The sequence below is a fragment of the Cupriavidus sp. U2 genome, assembly GCF_009663685.2.
GTDB lineage: Bacteria > Pseudomonadota > Gammaproteobacteria > Burkholderiales > Burkholderiaceae > Cupriavidus > Cupriavidus necator_C.
The window spans coordinates 615,757-634,835 of the sequence record NZ_RCOG02000032.1; the positions used below are offsets into that span (position 1 = coordinate 615,757).

General features: G+C 64.3%; 19 protein-coding genes. 2 read left to right on the forward strand and 17 right to left on the reverse strand.

The genetic code is table 11. The features are described from left to right. Window positions 1-14: 14 nt before the first annotated feature. The 13 genes from lepA to D9X30_RS27125 form a co-directional block, all read right to left on the reverse strand. On the reverse strand, window positions 15-1,808 hold the full coding sequence (lepA, locus tag D9X30_RS27065) for a translation elongation factor 4 (RefSeq protein ID WP_153945416.1): 1,794 nt from the start codon (window positions 1,806-1,808) through the stop codon (window positions 15-17). 277 nt (window positions 1,809-2,085) lie between these two features. Beyond that, on the reverse strand, window positions 2,086-3,579 hold the full coding sequence (locus D9X30_RS27070) for a DegQ family serine endoprotease (protein WP_153945417.1): 1,494 nt from the start codon (window positions 3,577-3,579) through the stop codon (window positions 2,086-2,088). A gap of 133 nt (window positions 3,580-3,712) precedes the next feature. After that, the gene (locus D9X30_RS27075) at window positions 3,713-4,792 is read right to left on the reverse strand and encodes a MucB/RseB C-terminal domain-containing protein (RefSeq protein ID WP_153945418.1); all 1,080 of its coding nucleotides are present in this window, start codon (window positions 4,790-4,792) and stop codon (window positions 3,713-3,715) included. A gap of 8 nt (window positions 4,793-4,800) precedes the next feature. Beyond that, window positions 4,801-5,457, reverse strand: a complete 657-nt coding sequence (locus D9X30_RS27080; RefSeq protein ID WP_153945708.1) for a sigma-E factor negative regulatory protein — start codon at window positions 5,455-5,457, stop codon at window positions 4,801-4,803. Window positions 5,458-5,563: 106 nt separating this feature from the next. Then, on the reverse strand, window positions 5,564-6,163 hold the full coding sequence (rpoE, locus tag D9X30_RS27085) for an RNA polymerase sigma factor RpoE (RefSeq protein WP_092594264.1): 600 nt from the start codon (window positions 6,161-6,163) through the stop codon (window positions 5,564-5,566). 273 nt (window positions 6,164-6,436) lie between these two features. Beyond that, on the reverse strand, window positions 6,437-7,669 hold the full coding sequence (fabF, locus tag D9X30_RS27090) for a beta-ketoacyl-ACP synthase II (RefSeq protein ID WP_249641097.1): 1,233 nt from the start codon (window positions 7,667-7,669) through the stop codon (window positions 6,437-6,439). 206 nt (window positions 7,670-7,875) lie between these two features. Further along, a complete protein-coding gene (gene acpP, locus D9X30_RS27095; RefSeq protein WP_008644813.1) occupies window positions 7,876-8,115 on the reverse strand; it encodes an acyl carrier protein in 240 nt (79 codons plus the stop codon). 170 nt (window positions 8,116-8,285) lie between these two features. After that, on the reverse strand, window positions 8,286-9,035 hold the full coding sequence (gene fabG, locus D9X30_RS27100; RefSeq protein ID WP_066730987.1) for a 3-oxoacyl-ACP reductase FabG: 750 nt from the start codon (window positions 9,033-9,035) through the stop codon (window positions 8,286-8,288). Window positions 9,036-9,055: 20 nt separating this feature from the next. Further along, a complete protein-coding gene (fabD, locus tag D9X30_RS27105; RefSeq protein WP_153945419.1) occupies window positions 9,056-9,991 on the reverse strand; it encodes an ACP S-malonyltransferase in 936 nt (311 codons plus the stop codon). 69 nt (window positions 9,992-10,060) lie between these two features. Next, the gene (locus D9X30_RS27110; RefSeq protein ID WP_153945420.1) at window positions 10,061-11,041 is read right to left on the reverse strand and encodes a beta-ketoacyl-ACP synthase III; all 981 of its coding nucleotides are present in this window, start codon (window positions 11,039-11,041) and stop codon (window positions 10,061-10,063) included. 91 nt (window positions 11,042-11,132) lie between these two features. Beyond that, window positions 11,133-12,212, reverse strand: a complete 1,080-nt coding sequence (plsX, locus tag D9X30_RS27115) for a phosphate acyltransferase PlsX (RefSeq protein ID WP_153945421.1) — start codon at window positions 12,210-12,212, stop codon at window positions 11,133-11,135. Window positions 12,213-12,404: 192 nt separating this feature from the next. Further along, window positions 12,405-12,584 (reverse strand): 50S ribosomal protein L32, encoded by a 180-nt coding sequence (gene rpmF / locus D9X30_RS27120; protein ID WP_008644820.1) that lies wholly within the window; start codon window positions 12,582-12,584, stop codon window positions 12,405-12,407. Window positions 12,585-12,705: 121 nt separating this feature from the next. Next, window positions 12,706-13,323, reverse strand: coding sequence for a DUF177 domain-containing protein (locus D9X30_RS27125; RefSeq protein WP_153945422.1), 618 nt, complete (start codon window positions 13,321-13,323; stop codon window positions 12,706-12,708). A 157-nt stretch (window positions 13,324-13,480) separates the two neighbouring features. Here D9X30_RS27125 and D9X30_RS27130 point away from each other — a divergent pair, with 157 nt between their 5' ends. Continuing rightward, a complete protein-coding gene (locus D9X30_RS27130; RefSeq protein WP_153945423.1) occupies window positions 13,481-14,080 on the forward strand; it encodes a Maf-like protein in 600 nt (199 codons plus the stop codon). Window positions 14,081-14,083: 3 nt separating this feature from the next. Next, on the forward strand, window positions 14,084-14,815 hold the full coding sequence (locus D9X30_RS27135; RefSeq protein WP_153945424.1) for an SAM-dependent methyltransferase: 732 nt from the start codon (window positions 14,084-14,086) through the stop codon (window positions 14,813-14,815). 116 nt (window positions 14,816-14,931) lie between these two features. On the opposite strand, the gene D9X30_RS27140 is transcribed toward D9X30_RS27135, so the two are convergent. From D9X30_RS27140 to D9X30_RS27155, 4 genes are all read right to left on the reverse strand, one after another. Further along, window positions 14,932-16,092: a S49 family peptidase gene (locus tag D9X30_RS27140; RefSeq protein WP_153945425.1), complete on the reverse strand. Its 1,161-nt coding sequence runs from the start codon at window positions 16,090-16,092 to the stop codon at window positions 14,932-14,934. Between the two features lie 39 nt (window positions 16,093-16,131). Then, window positions 16,132-16,515, reverse strand: a complete 384-nt coding sequence (locus D9X30_RS27145) for a Rieske (2Fe-2S) protein (RefSeq protein ID WP_153945426.1) — start codon at window positions 16,513-16,515, stop codon at window positions 16,132-16,134. After that, on the reverse strand, window positions 16,508-17,167 hold the full coding sequence (locus D9X30_RS27150) for an HAD-IA family hydrolase (RefSeq protein WP_153945427.1): 660 nt from the start codon (window positions 17,165-17,167) through the stop codon (window positions 16,508-16,510). Before D9X30_RS27150 ends, D9X30_RS27145 begins: the two co-directional genes overlap by 8 nt. 61 nt (window positions 17,168-17,228) lie before the next feature. Further along, complete coding sequence (locus D9X30_RS27155; RefSeq protein ID WP_153945709.1) at window positions 17,229-18,227, reverse strand: RluA family pseudouridine synthase; 999 nt, start codon at window positions 18,225-18,227, stop codon at window positions 17,229-17,231. Window positions 18,228-19,079: the final 852 nt, after the last annotated feature.

Sequence of the window (19,079 nt, forward strand, 5' to 3'; positions counted from 1 at the left end):
CAGGGCGCAGGTACTTACTTTTCGTCCACCTGCAGAATCGCCAGGAATGCCTCCTGGGGGATTTCCACGGTGCCCACCTGCTTCATGCGCTTCTTGCCCGCCTTCTGCTTTTCGAGCAGCTTCTTTTTCCGCGAGATATCGCCGCCGTAGCACTTGGCCAGCACGTTCTTGCGCAGCGCCTTGACGTTTTCGCGCGCGATGATATTCGCGCCGATCGCTGCCTGAATGGCCACGTCGTACATCTGGCGCGGAATGATCTCGCGCATCTTGGCAGCCACCTCGCGCCCGCGATATTGCGAATTCGAGCGGTGAACGATCACCGACAGCGCGTCCACCTTGTCGCCGTTGATCAGGATGTCCACCTTGACCACGTCCGACGGACGATATTCCTTGAATTCGTAATCCATCGATGCGTAACCGCGCGACACCGACTTCAGGCGGTCGAAGAAATCCATGACGATTTCCGCCATCGGAATTTCATAAGTGAGCTGCACCTGCTTGCCGTGATAGCTCATGTTGATCTGCGAGCCGCGCTTCTGCGTGCACAGCGTGATCACCGAGCCCACATAATCCTGGGGCATATACAGGTTCACCGTGACAATCGGCTCCAGGATTGCCTCGATCTTGCTCGGATCGGGCATCTTGGCCGGATTCTCGACGGTGACCATCGTGCCATCGCGCTGCTGCACCTGGTAGACCACGGTCGGCGCGGTCGTGATCAGGTCCATGTCGAATTCGCGTTCCAGGCGCTCCTGCACGATTTCCATGTGCAGCAGGCCCAGGAAGCCGCAGCGGAAGCCGAAGCCCAGCGCCTGCGACACTTCCGGCTCGAATTGCAGCGACGCGTCGTTCAGGCGCAGCTTTTCCAGCGATTCGCGCAGCGCCTCGTACTGGTTGGCTTCCACCGGATACAGGCCGGCGAACACCTGCGGCTTGACTTCCTTGAAGCCGGGCAGCGGCTCGGGGGCACGCTTGGCCAGGGTGGTGATCGTATCGCCCACCTTGGCGGCCTTCAGTTCCTTGATGCCGGCGATCACAAAGCCCACCTCGCCGGCAGTCAGCGCATCGCGCTGGACCGACTTCGGCGAAAACACGCCCACCTGCTCCACCAGGTGCTGCGAGCCCGTGGCCATCAGCAGCACCTTGTCCTTGGGACGCAGCGTGCCGTTGACCACGCGCACCAGCATCACGACGCCGACGTAGTTGTCGAACCACGAATCGATGATCAGGGCCTGCAGCGGCGCGTCGGCATCGCCCTTGGGCGGCGGCACCTTGGCGATCAGCGCCTCGATCACGTCGTCCACGCCCTGCCCGGTCTTGGCCGAGCACGGCGTGGCGTCGCTGGCGTCGATGCCGATGACTTCCTCGATTTCCTGCTTGGCGTTGTCCGGATCTGCCTGCGGCAGGTCGATCTTGTTGAGCACCGGCACCACTTCCACACCGAGTTCGATGGCGGTGTAGCAGTTGGCCACGGTCTGGGCTTCCACGCCCTGCGACGCATCCACGACCAGCAGCGCGCCTTCGCAGGCCGACAGCGACCGGCTGACTTCGTAGCTGAAGTCCACGTGTCCCGGGGTGTCGATCAGGTTCAGGTTGTAGACCTTGCCGTCGCGCGCCTTGTAGCTGAGCGCCGCGGTCTGGGCCTTGATGGTGATGCCGCGCTCTTTCTCGATGTCCATCGAATCGAGCACCTGCGCTTCCATTTCCCGATCCGACAGCCCGCCGCAGCGCTGAATGATCCGGTCGGCCAGGGTGGATTTGCCGTGGTCGATGTGGGCAATGATCGAGAAATTACGAATATGGTCCATCTAGTGATCTGGAAAACGCCAGCGCGGCCCGGCATACCAGGACGGTGCGGGCGCGGCAAAAAGTGGGGCGCACGGTTTTGCGCCAATCCGCGATTTTACCGGATTTTCAAGGACTTCCGTCGCGCGAAATGCCTTTGCGCGCCGTGAATCCCGGCAGTTCGGCATGCCGGATCCTGCACCTTGGCAAAAAACGATCGCGCCGGAGGGCATCCGGCGCGATCAGTCGAGCTTCAGTTGTCCTTCAGCCGGCCTTCAGGCGTCGCTGATGGCCATTGGCTTAGCGGCTCTGGCTCGGACGCAGGGTCAGCACCTGGGTAGCATCGCCGCGCCGCACGAACACCGCCGCCATGCGGTTCTTGTCGAGCGACTTGACCAGATCGTTGAACTGACGCGCCCCCGTCACATCCGTGTCGCCCAGCCGCAAAATGATGTCGCCGGGGCGGATGCCCGCTCGCGCCGCGGGACCGTCCGCCGTATCCACTTCCACGCCGGACTTGACCTTGAGCTCGCGCAGGCGCGCTTCGGGGATGTCGTTGACGACCAGTCCCAGCGCATTGGGCTTGGCTGCCGGCTGGTCTTCACCGCCGCTATTGCCCTTCCGGTCGCCCTTGCGCGCCGCAACCTTGGCATTGTCGGGTTCCAGCTCTGCAACCATGATCTGCACCTCGCGGGTCTGGCCCTTGCGCCACACCTGCAACGGCACCCGCGTGCCAGGCTTGGTATCACCAACCATGCGCGGCAGATCTGAAGCCTTCTCGATATCGCGACCGTTGAACTTCAGGATGATGTCGCCGGCCTCGATGCCCGCCTTTTCGGCCGGACCACCCGGCTCGACGCTGCCCACCAACGCGCCCCGCGCCCGACCCAGGCCCAGCGAATCGGCCGCTTCCTTCGAAACGTCGCTGATCGCCACGGCAATACGGCCACGCGTGACCTTGCCGTTCGCCTTGAGCTGGTCCGTCACGCGCATCGCCTCGTCGATCGGAATCGCGAACGAAATGCCCATGTAGCCACCGCTGCGGCTGTAGATCTGCGAGTTGATGCCGATGACCTCGCCGCGCAGGTTGATCAGCGGGCCGCCCGAATTGCCGGGGTTCACCGCCACATCGGTCTGGATGAACGGCAGATAGTCGCCCGTATCACGGCCCTTGGCCGATACGATGCCGGCGGTCACGCTGTTGTCCAGGCCGAACGGCGAGCCGATGGCCAACACCCATTCGCCGGGGCGAATCTTGTCGGAATCGCCCAGTGCCAGACGCGGCAGGCCCGTGGCCTCGATCTTGAGCAGCGCCACGTCGGTGCGCTTGTCGGACCCGATCAGCTTGGCCTTGAATTCGCGCTTGTCGGGCAGCGTGACATAGATCGTCTCGGCGTCAGCCACCACGTGAGCGTTGGTCATCACGTAGCCGTCCTGGCTGATGATGAACCCCGACCCTACGCCACGGCTCTGCTCCTCGCCCTGGGGCGGGGTCTGCGGCTGGCCACGGCGCGGCGGCGTCGGCTGGCCGGGCATCGGCACGCCGAAGAACCGACGGAAAAACTCCGCCATCTCGTCGTCTTCGGGGGAATTGCCGCCCCGCGACCTGACCCGTTCGGTGGTGCGGATATTGACCACGGCCGGACTGGCCTTCTCGACGAGGTCAGTAAAGTCGGGCAGGTTGTAATTCGAGGCCGCCGCCTGGGCGTGGCCCACTTCGGAAACGGCCGGACCAAGCACGAGCATGGCCACGAGGACCATGGCCCGCGCCAGGGCGGGGGATCTGGAAATCATCGACGAACTCCCGGGAGTATCTGCGAGAAACGGATGCTTCGCGGCAAGGCCAAGGCCGGGGCGCCTGCGAAGCGCACTGCCTGGTGGTCCGGCGCGGGATCCGCTGCCCCATCGCCGCCACGCCAAGATTCGCTCAGTGTACCGCCTTGGGCGGGCGGTATTCCACGCCGGCCGCGAACTGCTTCACGGTTGCGGCGGGCACCTCGCCGACCACCGTGATCCAGTAGTCGGACACCCGTCGCACCACCACCTGGGTGGCGCCCAGTGAAGCCACGCCTTCGCGGCGGGCGCGTTGTTCGGATACCGGCTCGATAAACACCGACAGTCCCGTCAGGCCGTCGCTGTACACGACCTGCAGCACTTCGAAGACGCCGGCGGGCTTGGCACCCTGGGTCGGCGCACGCAGCTCGCCGAGCGGGCGGCGCACCTCGCGGATCTTCTGGAAGCCCTTGATCGGGGCGTTGATCGTCCACCCTTCGTCGGCGATATTGGCCGGCTGATAGCTAACTTCGTAGTGATTCCACGAATTCGCACCCTTGATCGCGTTCAGGATGCGCTGCTTGTCGGTCGGCACGCCAATGTCGACCTGCGAAAACGCCACCTGTTCGAGCACCTTGCCGCCCTCGCCGATCGTCTGCGCGCGCATCAGCAACCCGGAATTCTTGTCCGCCCACAGACGCACCGCATAGCGTGCCGCATCGTGCGGCTCCAGCGCGAAGACTTCGCACTCGACGCCCGCCACGCGTTCGGCGGGCAGCTTGCGCATGTCATAGAGATCCAGCACGTCACTCTTGTTCGTGGCGAGCAGCGCGGGGAAGCGGTCCTTGGCTTCCTGCTTCTCGATCACGACGAGCTTCGCTTCCGGGATCAGGCTGTGGACCACGTCGTTCTGGCGCAGTACCTCGCGCGGCTTGCCGTCGAGCGTTTCCAGCCGTTCGTACTCGTTGTTGGCGAGGTCGCTGTAGTGCTGGATACGCGAGGCATGCATGACGCTGCCGCGCTGATAGATCAGCGTGCCGACGTAGTTTTCGCGCTGCGCGGCGCGATGGATCTTGTTGAGCCACGCGGTGGCATCGCGTCGACTCAGCGCGCTGTCAGACGGCTGCGCGGTGGCTGCGGCAGCGGTCAGACACAAGGCCAGAAAAAAGGACCTGCGCAGGCCCTTCTTTCCGTGTACGCCCGCGATATCGGCGAGCGACCGTCCTCTATGCATGTCCGGCATTATTCCTGCGAATTATCCTGGGAGAAGTTGGCACCATTGGCCACTGTACGCATGGTCGGCACAAAGGCGTCCGTTGCTACAGACGTGCGGTGCGCACGCAGGTACTCGTCGAGACGCGGATCGCGGATCATCTGCGCGTTGTCGGCAGACACGGTCACGATCCCCCCCGCTGCGGGCGCGATCGAGGCAGCCGCCTTCATCGCGCTACCGGGCTGCTGTTCCACGCGCGCGACGATGGCATCCGGCGCGCCGGCATCGCCCGGCCCGCGCATCTGCGGCACGACCACCCAGCTGACGGCCGCAACGGCGGCGGCAATCGCGGTTCCGGGCATGACGCGGCGCACCCACGACGGACGCACCAGCAGGCGCTGCCGGCCCGCGGCGGCCACGGCCGGCACCAGCACGTGCGGCTCGGATTCGAGTTGCGCGGAGAAGCGGGAAAGAAAATCGGAGGTCGACCCCGCGTGCGTCAGTTCCTCCGAACGCAGCGTGTCACCAATCAGTTGATACATCGACCATTCGGCCATCCCGGTCTCGCCCTTGGCGATATCCAGTGCCGCGTCGATTTCGTGCGCCTGCAGCTCGCCATCCATCAGGATCGAGATCTGCTCCGCTGCTTCCATTACATGAACCGACTGCTTATGAGCCTGACCCATTTCCAACCCCAAGAAATTCCATTGAACACCGATAAATCCCGTCACTACCGCTTGTCGTTTATCGATGCAGGAATAGGCTGCAACGCTGGCTGCACGACATTCTCACTTACCATCGCTTGCCCTCTGCCGTTCCCAGCAGGGGCCGCAATTTTTCTGCGATCGCTTCGCGCGCCCGGAAAATCCGCGAGCGCACCGTACCGATCGGACACCCCATTGCCTCCGCGATCTCCTCATAACTGAGGCCTTCGATCTCGCGCAGCGTGATGGCGGTGCGTAATTCTTCCGGCAATGCTTCCATGGCGCGGTTCACCGTATCGGCAACCTGGCGCGTGTGAAGCATGGACTCCGGCGTATTGATATCCCTTAGTTGCTCACCATCCGCAAAAGTTTCAGCCTCTTCGGCATCGATATCGCTGGACGCTTCCGGACGGCGCCCCTGGGTTGCCAGGTAGTTCTTGGCGGTGTTCACCGCGATCCGATACAGCCAGGTGTAGAAGGCGGATTCCCCCCGGAACTGGGGCAAGGCGCGATATGCCTTGATAAAGGCATCCTGCGCCACATCCTCCACTTCTGCGGGGTCACGGACAAGGCGCGAGATCAGGCGAATGATCTTGCGGTGGTACTTGACCACCAGCAGTTCAAAGGCCTTCTTGTCGCCCTGCTGGACGCGTTCAACTAGAAGCTGATCGGCTTCGCGTTCGCTCACGAATGGTTCACCTGCTGCAGTGTATCTCTTGGTTTTGTCGTCACGACAAGCGTTGTATTTTACCTACGATCCGTGCGCCCTCCGGCGTCGCAAAGCGCATTCTGTGACCGTGGCTACGCAATTTGGTTCCTTGACCGGCACACTCCGGTTGCACCGTGTGCAACCCGGCGGCACTGCGGCGGGACGATCGGGAGAATACTCGGAAGAAGCCGGGCGGCGCCGTGCTGCTGGCGGCGCCCCGGCGACGCGCCACGGACGGGCGCGTCATACGGCTCAGATACGGCGGAAAACCAGCGTGCCGTTGGTGCCGCCAAAGCCGAAGTTGTTCTTCACGGCCACATCGATCTTCATTTCACGTGCCGTGTTGGCCACGTAGTCCAGGTCGCACTCGGGGTCCTGGTCGAAGATGTTGATGGTCGGCGGCGAGATCTGGTTGTGGATCGCCAGCACGGTGAAGACTGATTCCAGGCCGCCCGCACCGCCCAGCAAATGGCCGGTCATCGACTTGGTCGAGTTGACGGCAACCTTGTAGGCTGCGTCGCCGAGGGCCAGCTTGATGGCGTCCGATTCGTTCTTGTCGCCGAGCGGCGTCGACGTGCCATGGGCGTTGAGGTAGTTGACCTCGTCCGGGTTCACACCGGCGTCCTTGAGCGCGGCAACCATGCAGCGGCGCGGGCCATCGGTGCTCGGGGCGGTCATGTGGTACGCGTCGCCGCTCATGCCGAAGCCCACCAGTTCGGCGTAGATGCGCGCACCGCGCGCCTTGGCCGATTCGTACTCTTCCAGCACCATCACGCCGGCGCCTTCGCCCAGCACGAAGCCGTCGCGGTCCTTGTCCCACGGACGCGAAGCGGCGGCAGGGTCATCATTGCGGGTCGACAGCGCGCGGGCCGCGGCAAAACCGCCGATGCCCAGCGGCGACACCGTCGATTCGGCACCGCCGGCAACCATCACATCGGCGTCGCCAGCCTGGATCAGGCGGGCGGCCAGGCCGATGCTGTGCAGGCCGGTCGTGCAGGCCGTCACGGCGGCCAGGTTCGGCCCCTTCAGGCCGTGGATGATCGACAGGTGACCCGAGATCATGTTGATGATCGAACCCGGCACGAAGAACGGCGAGATGCGGCGCGGGCCACGGTTGGCCAGCGTCATCTGCGTGTCTTCGATCATGGGCAGGCCGCCGATGCCGGAACCGACCAGCACGCCCACGCGCTCGGCATTGGCGTCGGTGATTTCCAGGCCGCTGTCCTTCAGCGCCTGGGTACCGGCGGCGATGCCGAAATGGATAAACGTATCCATGTTGCGGGCTTCCTTGGCCGGGATGTATTCCTCGGCGTTGAAGCCCTTCACTTCGCCGGCGAAATGCACAGCCAGGGCGGAGTGATCGAATTTGGTAATGGTGGCGATGCCGGACTTGCCGGCAACCAGGTTGGCCCAGCCTTCGGCAACCGTGTTTCCGACCGGAGACACAAGGCCAAGCCCAGTGACGACGACGCGACGACGGCTCACTATATTTTCCTACGAGTGCGTGAAGTGGAATCGGATAACTTCAGGATCCCGCCGCGCCTGCCGACAAACCATGGCATGTGACGCACTGCTTGGGATCGATCCGGTTCAGCTTCTTCGAACAGACGAAAGCCACAGAAAACGGCATGACAGGACCGTGACGGCCCCGTCCATGCGCCTTCTGTGGCTCGGAATATGATGACGACGGCTTAGGCCTTGACGTGCGCGGTGGCGTAGTCGATGGCTTGTTGCACGGTCGTGATCTTTTCGGCTTCCTCATCCGGAATTTCCATGCCGAATTCATCTTCCAACGCCATCACGAGTTCCACCGTGTCCAGCGAGTCCGCACCGAGATCATTCACGAACGACGATTCGTTCTTGATGTCTGCCTCGGCCACGCCAAGCTGTTCAGCCACGATTTTCTTGACGCGTTGTTCGATATTGTCCATGTAACCCTCCAGGGAATGTTCGACAAAAAGTGGGCGCATTTTAGCAGGTTTGGACCACAAAAAATCCGCCTGCCAACCTTTGCAAGATTCGCGCCCGATTGGTTTGAAAAACTACTGCTTCAACCGGCTTCTTTCGGCTTCTCCCTCGAAACCGAAGCCCGTCCAAATCCTTAGTTCATGTACATGCCACCGTTCACGTGCAGCGTAGTGCCCGTGATGTAGGCAGCCTGCGGACCCGCCAGGAATGCCACGGCATTGGCGATGTCTTCCGGCTGACCCAGACGGCCCAGCGGAATGCGCGTCTTGAGGGCAGCATGCTGCTCTTCCGACAACACCTTCGTCATGTCCGTATCGATGAAGCCCGGCGCGACGCAGTTCACCGTGACGTTGCGGCTGCCGATCTCGGCGGCCAGCGCGCGGGTCATGCCTTCCACACCGGCCTTGGCCGCCGCGTAGTTCATCTGGCCCGGGTTGCCCGTCGAGCCCACCACCGACGTGATGTTGATGATACGGCCGCCACGGGCCTTCATCATCGGGCGCAGCACGGCACGCGCCAGGCGGAACACCGCCGTCAGGTTCGTGTCGATGACGGCCGTCCAGTCGTCGTCCTTCATGCGCATGGCCAGTTGGTCCTGCGTGATGCCGGCGTTGTTCACCAGCACTGCCAGGCCGCCGTGGGTCTTCACGATCTCGTCGATCACGGCGTCGCAGCGCGCGGCGTCGTTCACGTTCAGCACCACGCCATTGCCCTTCAGCCCTTCGGCCGACAGGTATTCGCTGATGCCGGCCGCGCCCGATTCGCTCGTGGCCGTACCGATCACGGTAGCGCCCTGGCGTGCGAGTTCCAGCGCGATGGCCCGGCCGATGCCGCGCGAGGCACCGGTTACCAGCGCGACCTGATTTTCCAGAGTCTTGCTCATGTTGCGTTCGTTCCTTGCTCTTATTTCAGCAGCGCCAGCGTTTCCTGCAGCGACGCCGGATCAAAGATTGCACCACCGACGAGGTTGCCGTCGATGCGTTTGGTCATGCCGGCCAGAACTTTACCCGGACCGCATTCGATCACATGGGTCACGCCTTCGGCAGCCATCTTCTGCACGCACTCGACCCAGCGCACCGGCGCGGCGGCCTGGCGCACCAGCGCGTCCTTGATCTGCGCCGGATCGTTGACGATGGCCACGTCGACGTTGTTCACCAGCGGAATCGCCGGCGCCGAAAACGCCAGCCCGGCCATGCGCTCGCGCAGGCGGTCCGACGCAGGCTTGAGCAGCGACGAGTGGAACGGCGCCGAAACCGGCAGCGGCAGCGCGCGCTTGGCGCCCTTGGCCTTGGCGATTTCGCAGGCCTTTTCCACGGCGCCCTTGTTGCCGGCAATCACGACCTGTGCCGGGGCGTTGAAGTTCACGGCCTCCACCACACCGGCACCCGCCGCTGCAGCTTCGGCGCACGCCGCGCGCACGTCGTCATCGGACAGGCCGAGGATGGCAGCCATGCCGCCCTCGCCCACCGGCACGGCTTCCTGCATGGCCTGGGCGCGGAAACGCACCAGGGGCACGGCGTCCGCGAACGGGATCACCCCGGCGGCCACCAGCGCCGAATATTCACCAAGGCTGTGGCCTGCCACCAGGGCAGGCGCCGGACCGCCGGCATCGAGCCAGGCGCGGTACACGGCAACCGCCGCCGTCAGCATCACCGGCTGCGTGTTGGTCGTCAGGTTCAGGTCTTCCGCGGGGCCTTCGGCAATCAGCTTGCCGATGTCCTGGCCCAGCGCCGTCGAGGCTTCCTCGAGCGTGGCACGCACCACGGGGTTGTCGGCAAACGCGTTCAGCATGCCAACCGACTGCGAACCCTGTCCGGGAAAAACGAATGCGAATTTCATCGGAAATCCAGTCTAGCTATACAACGTTTCAACGTTTCGAACGGTGCGGCACGCCGCACCGGCCGCATGTTACATGCGCAGCAGCACCGCACCCCAGGTGAAGCCGCCGCCCACGCCTTCCATCAGCACGGTCTGGCCGGGCTTGATGCGGCCGTCGCGCACGGCGACGTCCAGCGCCAGCGGAATCGATGCGGCCGACGTGTTGCCGTGCTCATGCACCGTGGCCACCATGCGCTCGGCCGGCAGGCCCAGCTTCTTGGCCGTGCCTTGCATGATGCGGATATTGGCCTGGTGCGGAATCAGCCAGTCGATCTCGTCGGCCTGCATTTCAGCCGCGGCGATGGCCTCGCGCGCCACCTTGTCCAGCACGGTCACGGCCAGCTTGAACACGGCCTGGCCGTCCATGTGCAGGAAGGCATTGCCGGTGATGGCGCCGCCCGACACATTGCCCGGCACGCACAGGATGTCCACGTGGTTGCCGTCCGAATGCATGGCCGACGACAGGATGCCAGGCTCGTCCGAGGCGCTCAGCACCACGGCACCCGCGCCATCGCCGAACAGCACGCAGGTGGTGCGGTCATTGAAGTCAAGGATGCGCGAGAACACTTCGGAACCGATCACGAGCACGTTCTTGTGCGAGCCGCTGCGGATGAACTTGTCAGCCGTCGACATCGCATAGACAAAGCCCGAGCACACGGCCTGCAGATCGAACGCCGCGCAGTGATTGGTGATGCCGAGCTTCTGCTGCACCAGGCAGGCGGTGCTCGGAAACACGAAATCGGGGGTCGACGTGGCGACGATGATCAGGTCGATGTTCTGGCGGTCGATACCGGCGGCGGCAATCGCCTGCTCGGCAGCCTTGACGGCCAGGTCGCTCGACGTGACGTCGGACTCGGCCCAGTGGCGCGCCGAAATGCCGCTGCGCGAGACGATCCACTCGTCGCTGGTCTCGATGCCCTTTTCGGCAAGCTGCACGGCGAGGTCGTGATTCGTGACGCGCCGCGGGGGCAGATAGCTCCCCGTGCCGATGATTTTTGCGTACTTGGTCATGAGTATGTCGGATCGTGGTGCTTACCGGCCCGCCCCAGGCCAGGCCATCGGGCGGAGCGTCGGGCTACCCGCCCGTGACGGGCGCGCGGCCTCAGGCGGCACGGGTATCGGAATGTGGGTCCGGCGAGTCTGTCTCCGGGCCGCCGGTCGCGGCGCCAGCGGCACCGGACTTGTTGGCAAAGGCCTTTGCAATGCGCTCGATGACGCCATTTCTGGCCGCATCATACCCGCGTTTGATCGCCCACTCAAAAGAATGGGCATCGGCCGAACCATGGCTCTTGATCACGAGCCCGCGCAGCCCCAGCAGCGATGCGCCGTTGTAGCGGGCGGGGTCGAGCCGGCGCGCCAGGCGCGACAGCACCGGCATCGCCACGGCGGCCAGCAGCTTGGTGAACCACGAGCGCGTGAACTCTTCCTTGATCATGCTGCCGATCATCTTGGCCAGGCCCTCGGTGCTCTTGAGCGCCACGTTGCCGACGAAGCCGTCGCAAACGACGATGTCGGTCGTGCCCTTGAAGATGTCGTTGCCTTCCACGTTGCCGTAGAAGTTGAGCTCGGAAGCGCGCAACAGCTCGCCGGCGGCCTTGACCACCTCGTTGCCCTTGATCACTTCCTCGCCGATATTGAGCAGGCCCACCGTCGGGTGGTCCTTGTGATCCACCACCGCCACCATGGCCTCGGCCATGCGCGCGAACTGCAGCAGGTGCTCGGGCTCGCAGTCCGCGTTGGCACCGAGGTCGAGCACCGTGGTGCCCCAGCCCTGTTCGTTGGGAATCGTGGTGGCGATGGCCGGCCGCTCGATGCCTTCGAGCGTCTTCAGCACATAGCGTGAAACCGCCATCAACGCGCCGGTATTGCCAGCGGAAATACAGGCGCCAGCCTTGCCTTCCTTGACTTGCGTCACGGCAACACGCATCGAAGAGTCTTTCTTCTTGCGCAGCGCCACTTCCACCGGGTCATCCATGGTGATGACTTCGGTCGCGGGCACGATGGTCACGCGCGGATGATCGCTTGCATGCAGCTTTTTCAGCTGCGCGCCGATGGCGTCGGGCAAGCCGACGAGGATCATCTCGGCGTCGTCGTGACGGGAAAGAAAACTGATCGCTGCCGGCACCGTCACGGAGACTCCGTGATCGCCGCCCATGCAGTCGATAGCGAGCTTGATCGTCATTGTTTCCTGATACGGAAAGCGCGCCGGCACCCGCCGCATCGGTTCGCGGGGACGCAACCAGCCGGACGCGCGGATACGCTGTCGTGCGGGCGCCGAGCGCCCAACAAAAAAGCGGCAACGAGCTTGCCGCTTTCCTGTTTTACACCTGACAACGTGCGCGAGCGAGACACAGGGTCACGCCAGACGACCTGGTCAGTCGTTCTTGGTCTTGATGACCTTGCGACCACGGTAGTAGCCGTTCGGGCTGACGTGGTGGCGCAGGTGGGTTTCGCCCGTGGTCGGCTCAACGGCCAGAGGGGCGACCGACAGATGGTCGTGCGAACGGTGCATGCCGCGCTTGGACGGCGACTTCTTGTTCTGTTGAACAGCCATGATGACTCCTTCGAGAATTTTGCGATATTAACACACGCATCCTGCGCAAGGCGTAGCCGGGGCCCGGCCGGATGCTTGACCTGCTACCGTGAAGACCTGCCAGGCCGCGCTCCGCGCGGCGTCAGTGCCTGGTCTTCAGGCCGGCCAGCGCCGCAAAGGGCGATGGCCGCTTTTCTTCCGCGGGTGGCGCCTCGGGCTCCACCTCGCCGTCTGCGCCGGTCACGAGCGACTCGTGTACCGTCGGGCAGACTTCATGCTTGGGCGCCGAAGGCAATGCCAGCAGCACTTCATCTTCAATCAGTTCCAGCGCCGAAAACTTCTTCGAGCCGACGATCACGTCGATCTCGTCGTCATCCATCGACGCTTCGTCGGCAGCCGCTTCGCTGGCCACCACTTCGAAACGCATCTTCGTTGCGATCGGCTCGGGGTAGACCCCCAGGCAACGCTGGCAGTTCAGCCAGACACGACCATTGACCGTCACGTCGACAAACAGGCGCTGCGACACCGCCGCCCCGGGTTCCGCCGCCTCTTCGCGCACAAAGCCGCTCAAGGTGTACGAGAACACTTCGTCCGCGGCGGACGCTGGCGCATCGGCAGCCGTCTCGGCTAAGATGCGCGGCAAATCGCGCACCGGCACCTCTCCCGCCACATTGCCGCCTTTGCGGCAGAAGACGAAGAGATCGGTTTCACGCAGATCGAAGGCCACGGCGGACGCCGCTGGCTGGGTCGGCTGACTCATACAGGCTGAATCGCAGTAAATGCCTTGTTTGCCACACGTTGCAGGCAACGCATGTGCCCGTGCAGCTAAACGCGCGATTATACGTGGTATTTCCCGGAACGGTCAAAGTATACAAGCCGAAAACCGTTCCTCACCGTTTTTCTGGCGCCATTCCTATATGTCTTCCGACTCCCGTCCTGCGCTGATCCTCGGGTCGAGCTCTCCGTACCGCCGCGAACTGCTGGCGCGCCTGCGTATCCCGTTCGAGGTGGCCACGCCCGATATCGATGAAACGCCGCTGCCCGGCGAGCGCCCCGACGCCACGGCACTGCGCCTGGCGCGCCTGAAGGCCGAGGCGATCGCGGCACGCCACCCCGGCGCGCTGGTGATCGGCTCCGACCAGGTCTGCACGCTCGACGACCTGCAGATCGGCAAACCGGGGACGCACGACAAGGCGCTGGCCCAGTTGCAGCTGATGCGTGGCCGGACCGTCACTTTCCATTCGGCCCTGTGCCTGCTCGACAGCCGTACCGGCGTGGCGCAGCTGGCCGACGTGCGGACGCTGGTCACGTTCCGCAATTTGAGCGATGCAGAATTGGATGCGTATCTGCGCGCCGAAATGCCCTACGACTGCGCCGGGAGCGCCAAGGCGGAAGGCCTGGGCATCGCCCTGCTGTCACGCGTGGAGTCGGACGACCCCACCGCGCTGATCGGCCTGCCGTTGGTGGCACTGACCGGCATGCTGCGCCAGGCCGGCTACCCGTTCTTTGGAGCCTGAACCATGGCCGGCACACTATTCCTGATTCCCAACACGCTCGGCAAGCGCGACGAATCCGATCCGGTGATGGATGTGATTCCCGCCGGCGTGCAGCAGATCGCAGCGCGCCTTGACTACCTGGTGGCCGAGAACGCCAAGACGGCACGCGCCTTTCTGAAGAAGCTGGCGGAGACCGCACCACTGGCGCACGCCATCCAGCAGATCGAGATCCGCGAACTGAACGTCAATACCAAGGCCAGTGCGCTCGAAGCCTTGCTCGACCCCATCGCGGGCGGGCGCGACGGCGGCCTGCTGTCCGAAGCGGGCGTGCCGGCCGTGGCCGATCCGGGCGCCGATCTGGTGCGGCTGGCCCACACGCGCGGCATCACGGTGCGTCCGCTGGTCGGCCCCAGTTCGATTCTGCTGGCGGTGATGGGTTCGGGCCTGAACGGCCAGAGCTTCGCGTTCAATGGCTACCTGCCCGTGGACGCCGACGAGCGCGCAAAGAAACTGCGCGACCTGGAACAGCGGTCGCGCAAGGCACAGCAAACCCAGGTGTGGATCGAAACGCCGTACCGCAACGGCGCGCTGCTCGACGCGCTGCGCCAGCATTGCTCGGGCACCACGCTGCTGTCGATCGCCGTGGACCTGACGCTGCCGACGGAGACCATCGTCACGCTGCCGATTTCCGCCTGGCGGCCGGATCGCCTCGAACTCCACAAGCGTCCGGCGATCTTTTCGCTGCTGGCGCAATAGCTGGCACCTGCCACCAATAGGTACTTCGCCTAACCAGCAGGCGCCACAGGGGCAGGAGGCGCCTGCCCGCCCCCTCCCATCCGGGAGAGGACGAAAACACGCCAGTCCCCAGCCTGTCAGCGCACGGCCGGCGCCGACGCGTTCATCAGCATCATCTTCATCGCCGCGGAACCCACGGCCGCGCCAAACCGCTTGGCCACACGCTCGGCGATATTTTCCTTGACCGTGTAGTCGACGATGTCCTCGGCCTTGAACAGGTCGCGCGCCACGTAGTCGGCACTGCCCAGGCCATCGGCCAGGCCCAGTTCCACAGCGCGCTCGCCCGACCAGAACAGGCCCGAGAACAGGTCGGGATCACTCTTGAGCCGGTCGCCCCGGCCTTCCTTGACCACGTCGATGAACTGCTGGTGGATCTGCTTGAGCATGGACTCGGCGAACGCCTTCTGGCGCGGCACCTCGGGCGAGAACGGATCGAGCATGCCCTTGTTGGCGCCCGACGTGTACAGCCGGCGCTGGACGCCCAGCTTGTCCATCAGGCCCGTGAAGCCGAAACCGTCCATCAGCACGCCGATCGAGCCGACGATACTGGCCTTGTCGACGTAGATCTTGTCGGCCGCCGCCGCCACGTAGTAGCCACCCGACGCGCAGATTTCCTCCACCACCACGTAGAACGGCTTGTCCGGATAGATCTTGCGCAGGCGATGGATCTCGTCGTTGATGATGCCGGCCTGCACCGGCGAACCGCCGGGCGAGTTGATCTTCAGGATCACGCCCGCGGCCGTGGTGTCGGCAAACGCGGCCTGCAGCGACGCATTGATCGATTCGGCGCTGGCCGGCGTACCGGCGGCGATCTCGCCCTCCAGCGTGACCATGGCCGTATGCCGACCGCTGGTGCTGGTCAGGCTCTCGCCCTTGAAATCGATCACGGCGAACAGGATCAGCACCAGGATGCCCAGGCCCACCAGCCGGAAGAAGATCTTCCAGCGGCGCGCCGCGCGTTGCTCGCGGAGGCTGGCCATCAGCACCTTTTCGAGCACGTCGCGCTCCCAGCCGCCGCTGGCGCCGCCTACTGGCGCGGTCGCCTCGCCAGCCATGCGCGCGCGGCGTTCGGCGGCCTCGCGCCGCGCGGCATCGTCGCCGGCCTTCAGGTCGCGTTCCAGCGGATAGTCCGCATGCTGCGCCGTTTCCAGCGTTTCACTGGCGGGCGCGTGCTCGTCACGACGTTGCTCAGGTTGACCCGGTTGTTCGGATGATGGCGGTTTTTGCTGTTCTGTCATGCAGATGGACTCAGGCGTCAAACGAAGACCCGGCTCCGCTCAGCTGGCGTCGGGCGCAAAAAAAGGGGCTTCGGGCTGCCAGAAGACAGCGCCGTCACGTTCCTCGATGCGGAGCTTGGCCAGCGCGGCGCCCCGGCAAGGGCCGCCCACGCACAGGCCGGTGTCTGGCGCGTATGTCGCGCCATGTGTCGCACACATCAAGTATAGGCCTGCACTATCGAAAAACTGTCCTTCCTGCCAGTCGAGCTCCATGGGCACATGGGCGCACTGGTTCAGGTAGCCGTAGGCCACGCCGTCGTAGCGGATGGCAAACGCGCCGATATCACGCGACGCCACGCGAACGGTGAATCGCACCCCCGCCCCGCCATCGGTCAGCTCGGCCGCCGAGCACAGACGGCGTGGTGTCAGGCTGTCATCAGGCATGGGCGAGCAGCCACTGCTGCAGATCGGCAATCGACGTGGCGCAATGGACCGGCAACATCGCACGAAGCGAATCGGCCGGATGTGCGCCATAGCACACACCTAGCCCCTGCGCCCCGGCGTTGATGGCCATCTGCAGATCGTGCGTGGTATCGCCGATCATGACCGTGCGCCCGATGTCCTGGCCCAGTTCGCGTGTGAGTTCATGCAGCATGGCCGGGTGCGGCTTCGAGAAGGTCTCGTCCGCGCATCGGGTGGCATCGAACAGCTTGCCCAGGCCAGTGCTGGCCAGCGCACGTTCCAGGCCCACGCGCGTCTTGCCGGTGGCGACTCCCAGGAAATAGTGTTCGGCGTGCAGGGCCTCCAGCATCTCGCGCACGCCCGGGAACAGCACCAGATCGGCGTCGCGGGTGAGGAAGTGATAGCGATATCGTTCGGCCAGCCGAGGGTAGTCGGCCGGATCGAGCGTTGGCACGGCGTAGGACAGCGCGTCCTTGAGGCCCAGCCCGATCACGTGGCTGGCGGCGCTGTCGTCGGGCACCGGCAAGCCCAGGTCGCGGCTGGCCAGTTGAATGCACTTGGCGATGGTCGGGGTGGAATCCATCAGGGTTCCATCCCAGTCGAAAACGATCAGGTCAAATCGCTGCCTGGCCATTGCGGTCCTTGGTCGATGCGGAAAGTGTTGCAGATATGGAAGGTGGCGCGTGCGCCAGGCATTACGTCGGCGCGCCGATCGGGGTCAATTGTTGCAAAAAATCGACACATTCGGGAGGCAGCGGCGCGGACACGGTGATCGGCTCACCAGTATTCGGGTGCAGGAACGTCAGCCTGTGGGCGTGCAGGAACATCCGTTTGAGACCGGGCCTGGCGCCACTGCGCGAAAGTGCCTTGTTGAGCGCAAAATCGCCGTACTTCTCGTCGCCGACGATGGGAAAGCCGGTGGACTGCAGATGCACGCGGATCTGGTGCGTGCGGCCGGTCTTCAGTTCTGCCTCCAGCAGCGTGTAGCTCTCGAACGCCTTCACGCGATTGAAGACGGTATGGGACGCCAGGCCATCGGCCTGTACCCGCACGCGGCGCTCGCCATCGGGCGTGCTGTACTTATATAGAGGCAGCTTCACGTGCTGGCGCGCATTGGGAAATTCCCCGGCCACGCAGGCGAAGTAACGCTTGTCCATGTCGCTTCCGCGAATCTGCTCGTGCAAGTGCACCAGCGCCGACCGCTTCTTGGCGAGCACCAGGATGCCGGAGGTTTCGCGATCGAGCCGATGCACCAGTTCCAGGAATTTGGCGTCCGGCCGCGCGCGGCGCAACTGCTCGATCACGCCGAACGCCACGCCGGACCCGCCGTGGACGGCCACGCCAGCCGGCTTGTCGATCACCAGCAGATGGGTATCCTCGAACAGGACCGGAAACTCGCCGGCCGGCACGAAAGTGCCTTCGGCGGCTTTTTCTGCGACGCGAATTGGCGGGATACGGACGACATCCCCCAGCTTCAGCCGATAAGTTGCATCGATCCGGCCCTTGTTGACGCGCACCTCGCCCGAGCGCAAAACCCGGTAGATGTGGCTCTTGGGCACCCCCTTCGCAACCTTCAGCAGGAAGTTGTCGATGCGCTGGCCTTCGGCGCTCTCGTCGATCGTGACATACGCCACCTGGAGGCCGCTTGCGCGGGAGCGCGGCTCCGTTTCAATTTGATGGCGTAACTCATTCATTTTCAATATAATTTCCCGGCCATACCCGGCCAAATGCCGGGGATGTGCGACCTGTGTAAGCGATGTTTGGCGCGAACCCCAACCGGAATGCCTGCCATTTTTGCGGCAAACCGGAACGGAATATGCAGGGCATCCAGGCAGTTGTCTTGGGTAGTCCCACCAGTATCCGCGCGAGATCTCGCATTTTACACTTCGGGTTGCTGCCAGCCCGGCCCGTCTCCCGCATGTTGCGTACCCCGCAAGGCGCCAGACAGGCAAATGGTGGCAATCAGCAGCACGCACGCGCCGCGCCGGCGCGCAGGAAGTCGCCCAGAGGCGGCTTCGGCAACCAGCCGGCCGACACGTGGAAACAGAGTGTTCAGGTAGAAAAGAATTCAATGCGGGTGCCAGCCAAGGGCATCCGCATCGGTGAGAGAAGACCGCCCGCACCGGGAACCGGTGCCGGCCCGGCAGGTGACACCCTGCCAACCGACCTGCAGTACCCGCCGCGACTTGCCGGTGGTCGTCGTAGTTCGACGATCCGGCAGCGGCGCCCGAGCGCAGAACGCGAAGAACCAGCGGCGCGCCCGCCAGCGGACAGGTCGGTTTGGCAATGGCATGCAACTGCTGCGTCCGGATGACTTGCTCTTTGACGCGTCCTGGCCATCCCGGCCCGGCTGCGATAGGCAGCATTGCCCGTGCCGATGGCACGGCCGACAGCCGCCCTCGCCCCCGGCCGCCGGCATCCGCCAGAAATCGCTGCATCAGGAGCAGGCCCATTTGCCCTCTCCCGACCCGGCAGCGGATCGCCCGCAAGTTTTTTGCGGATGACGGGACGCCGACACCCTCTCCTTTCACCCGCGCCCAGCCGGC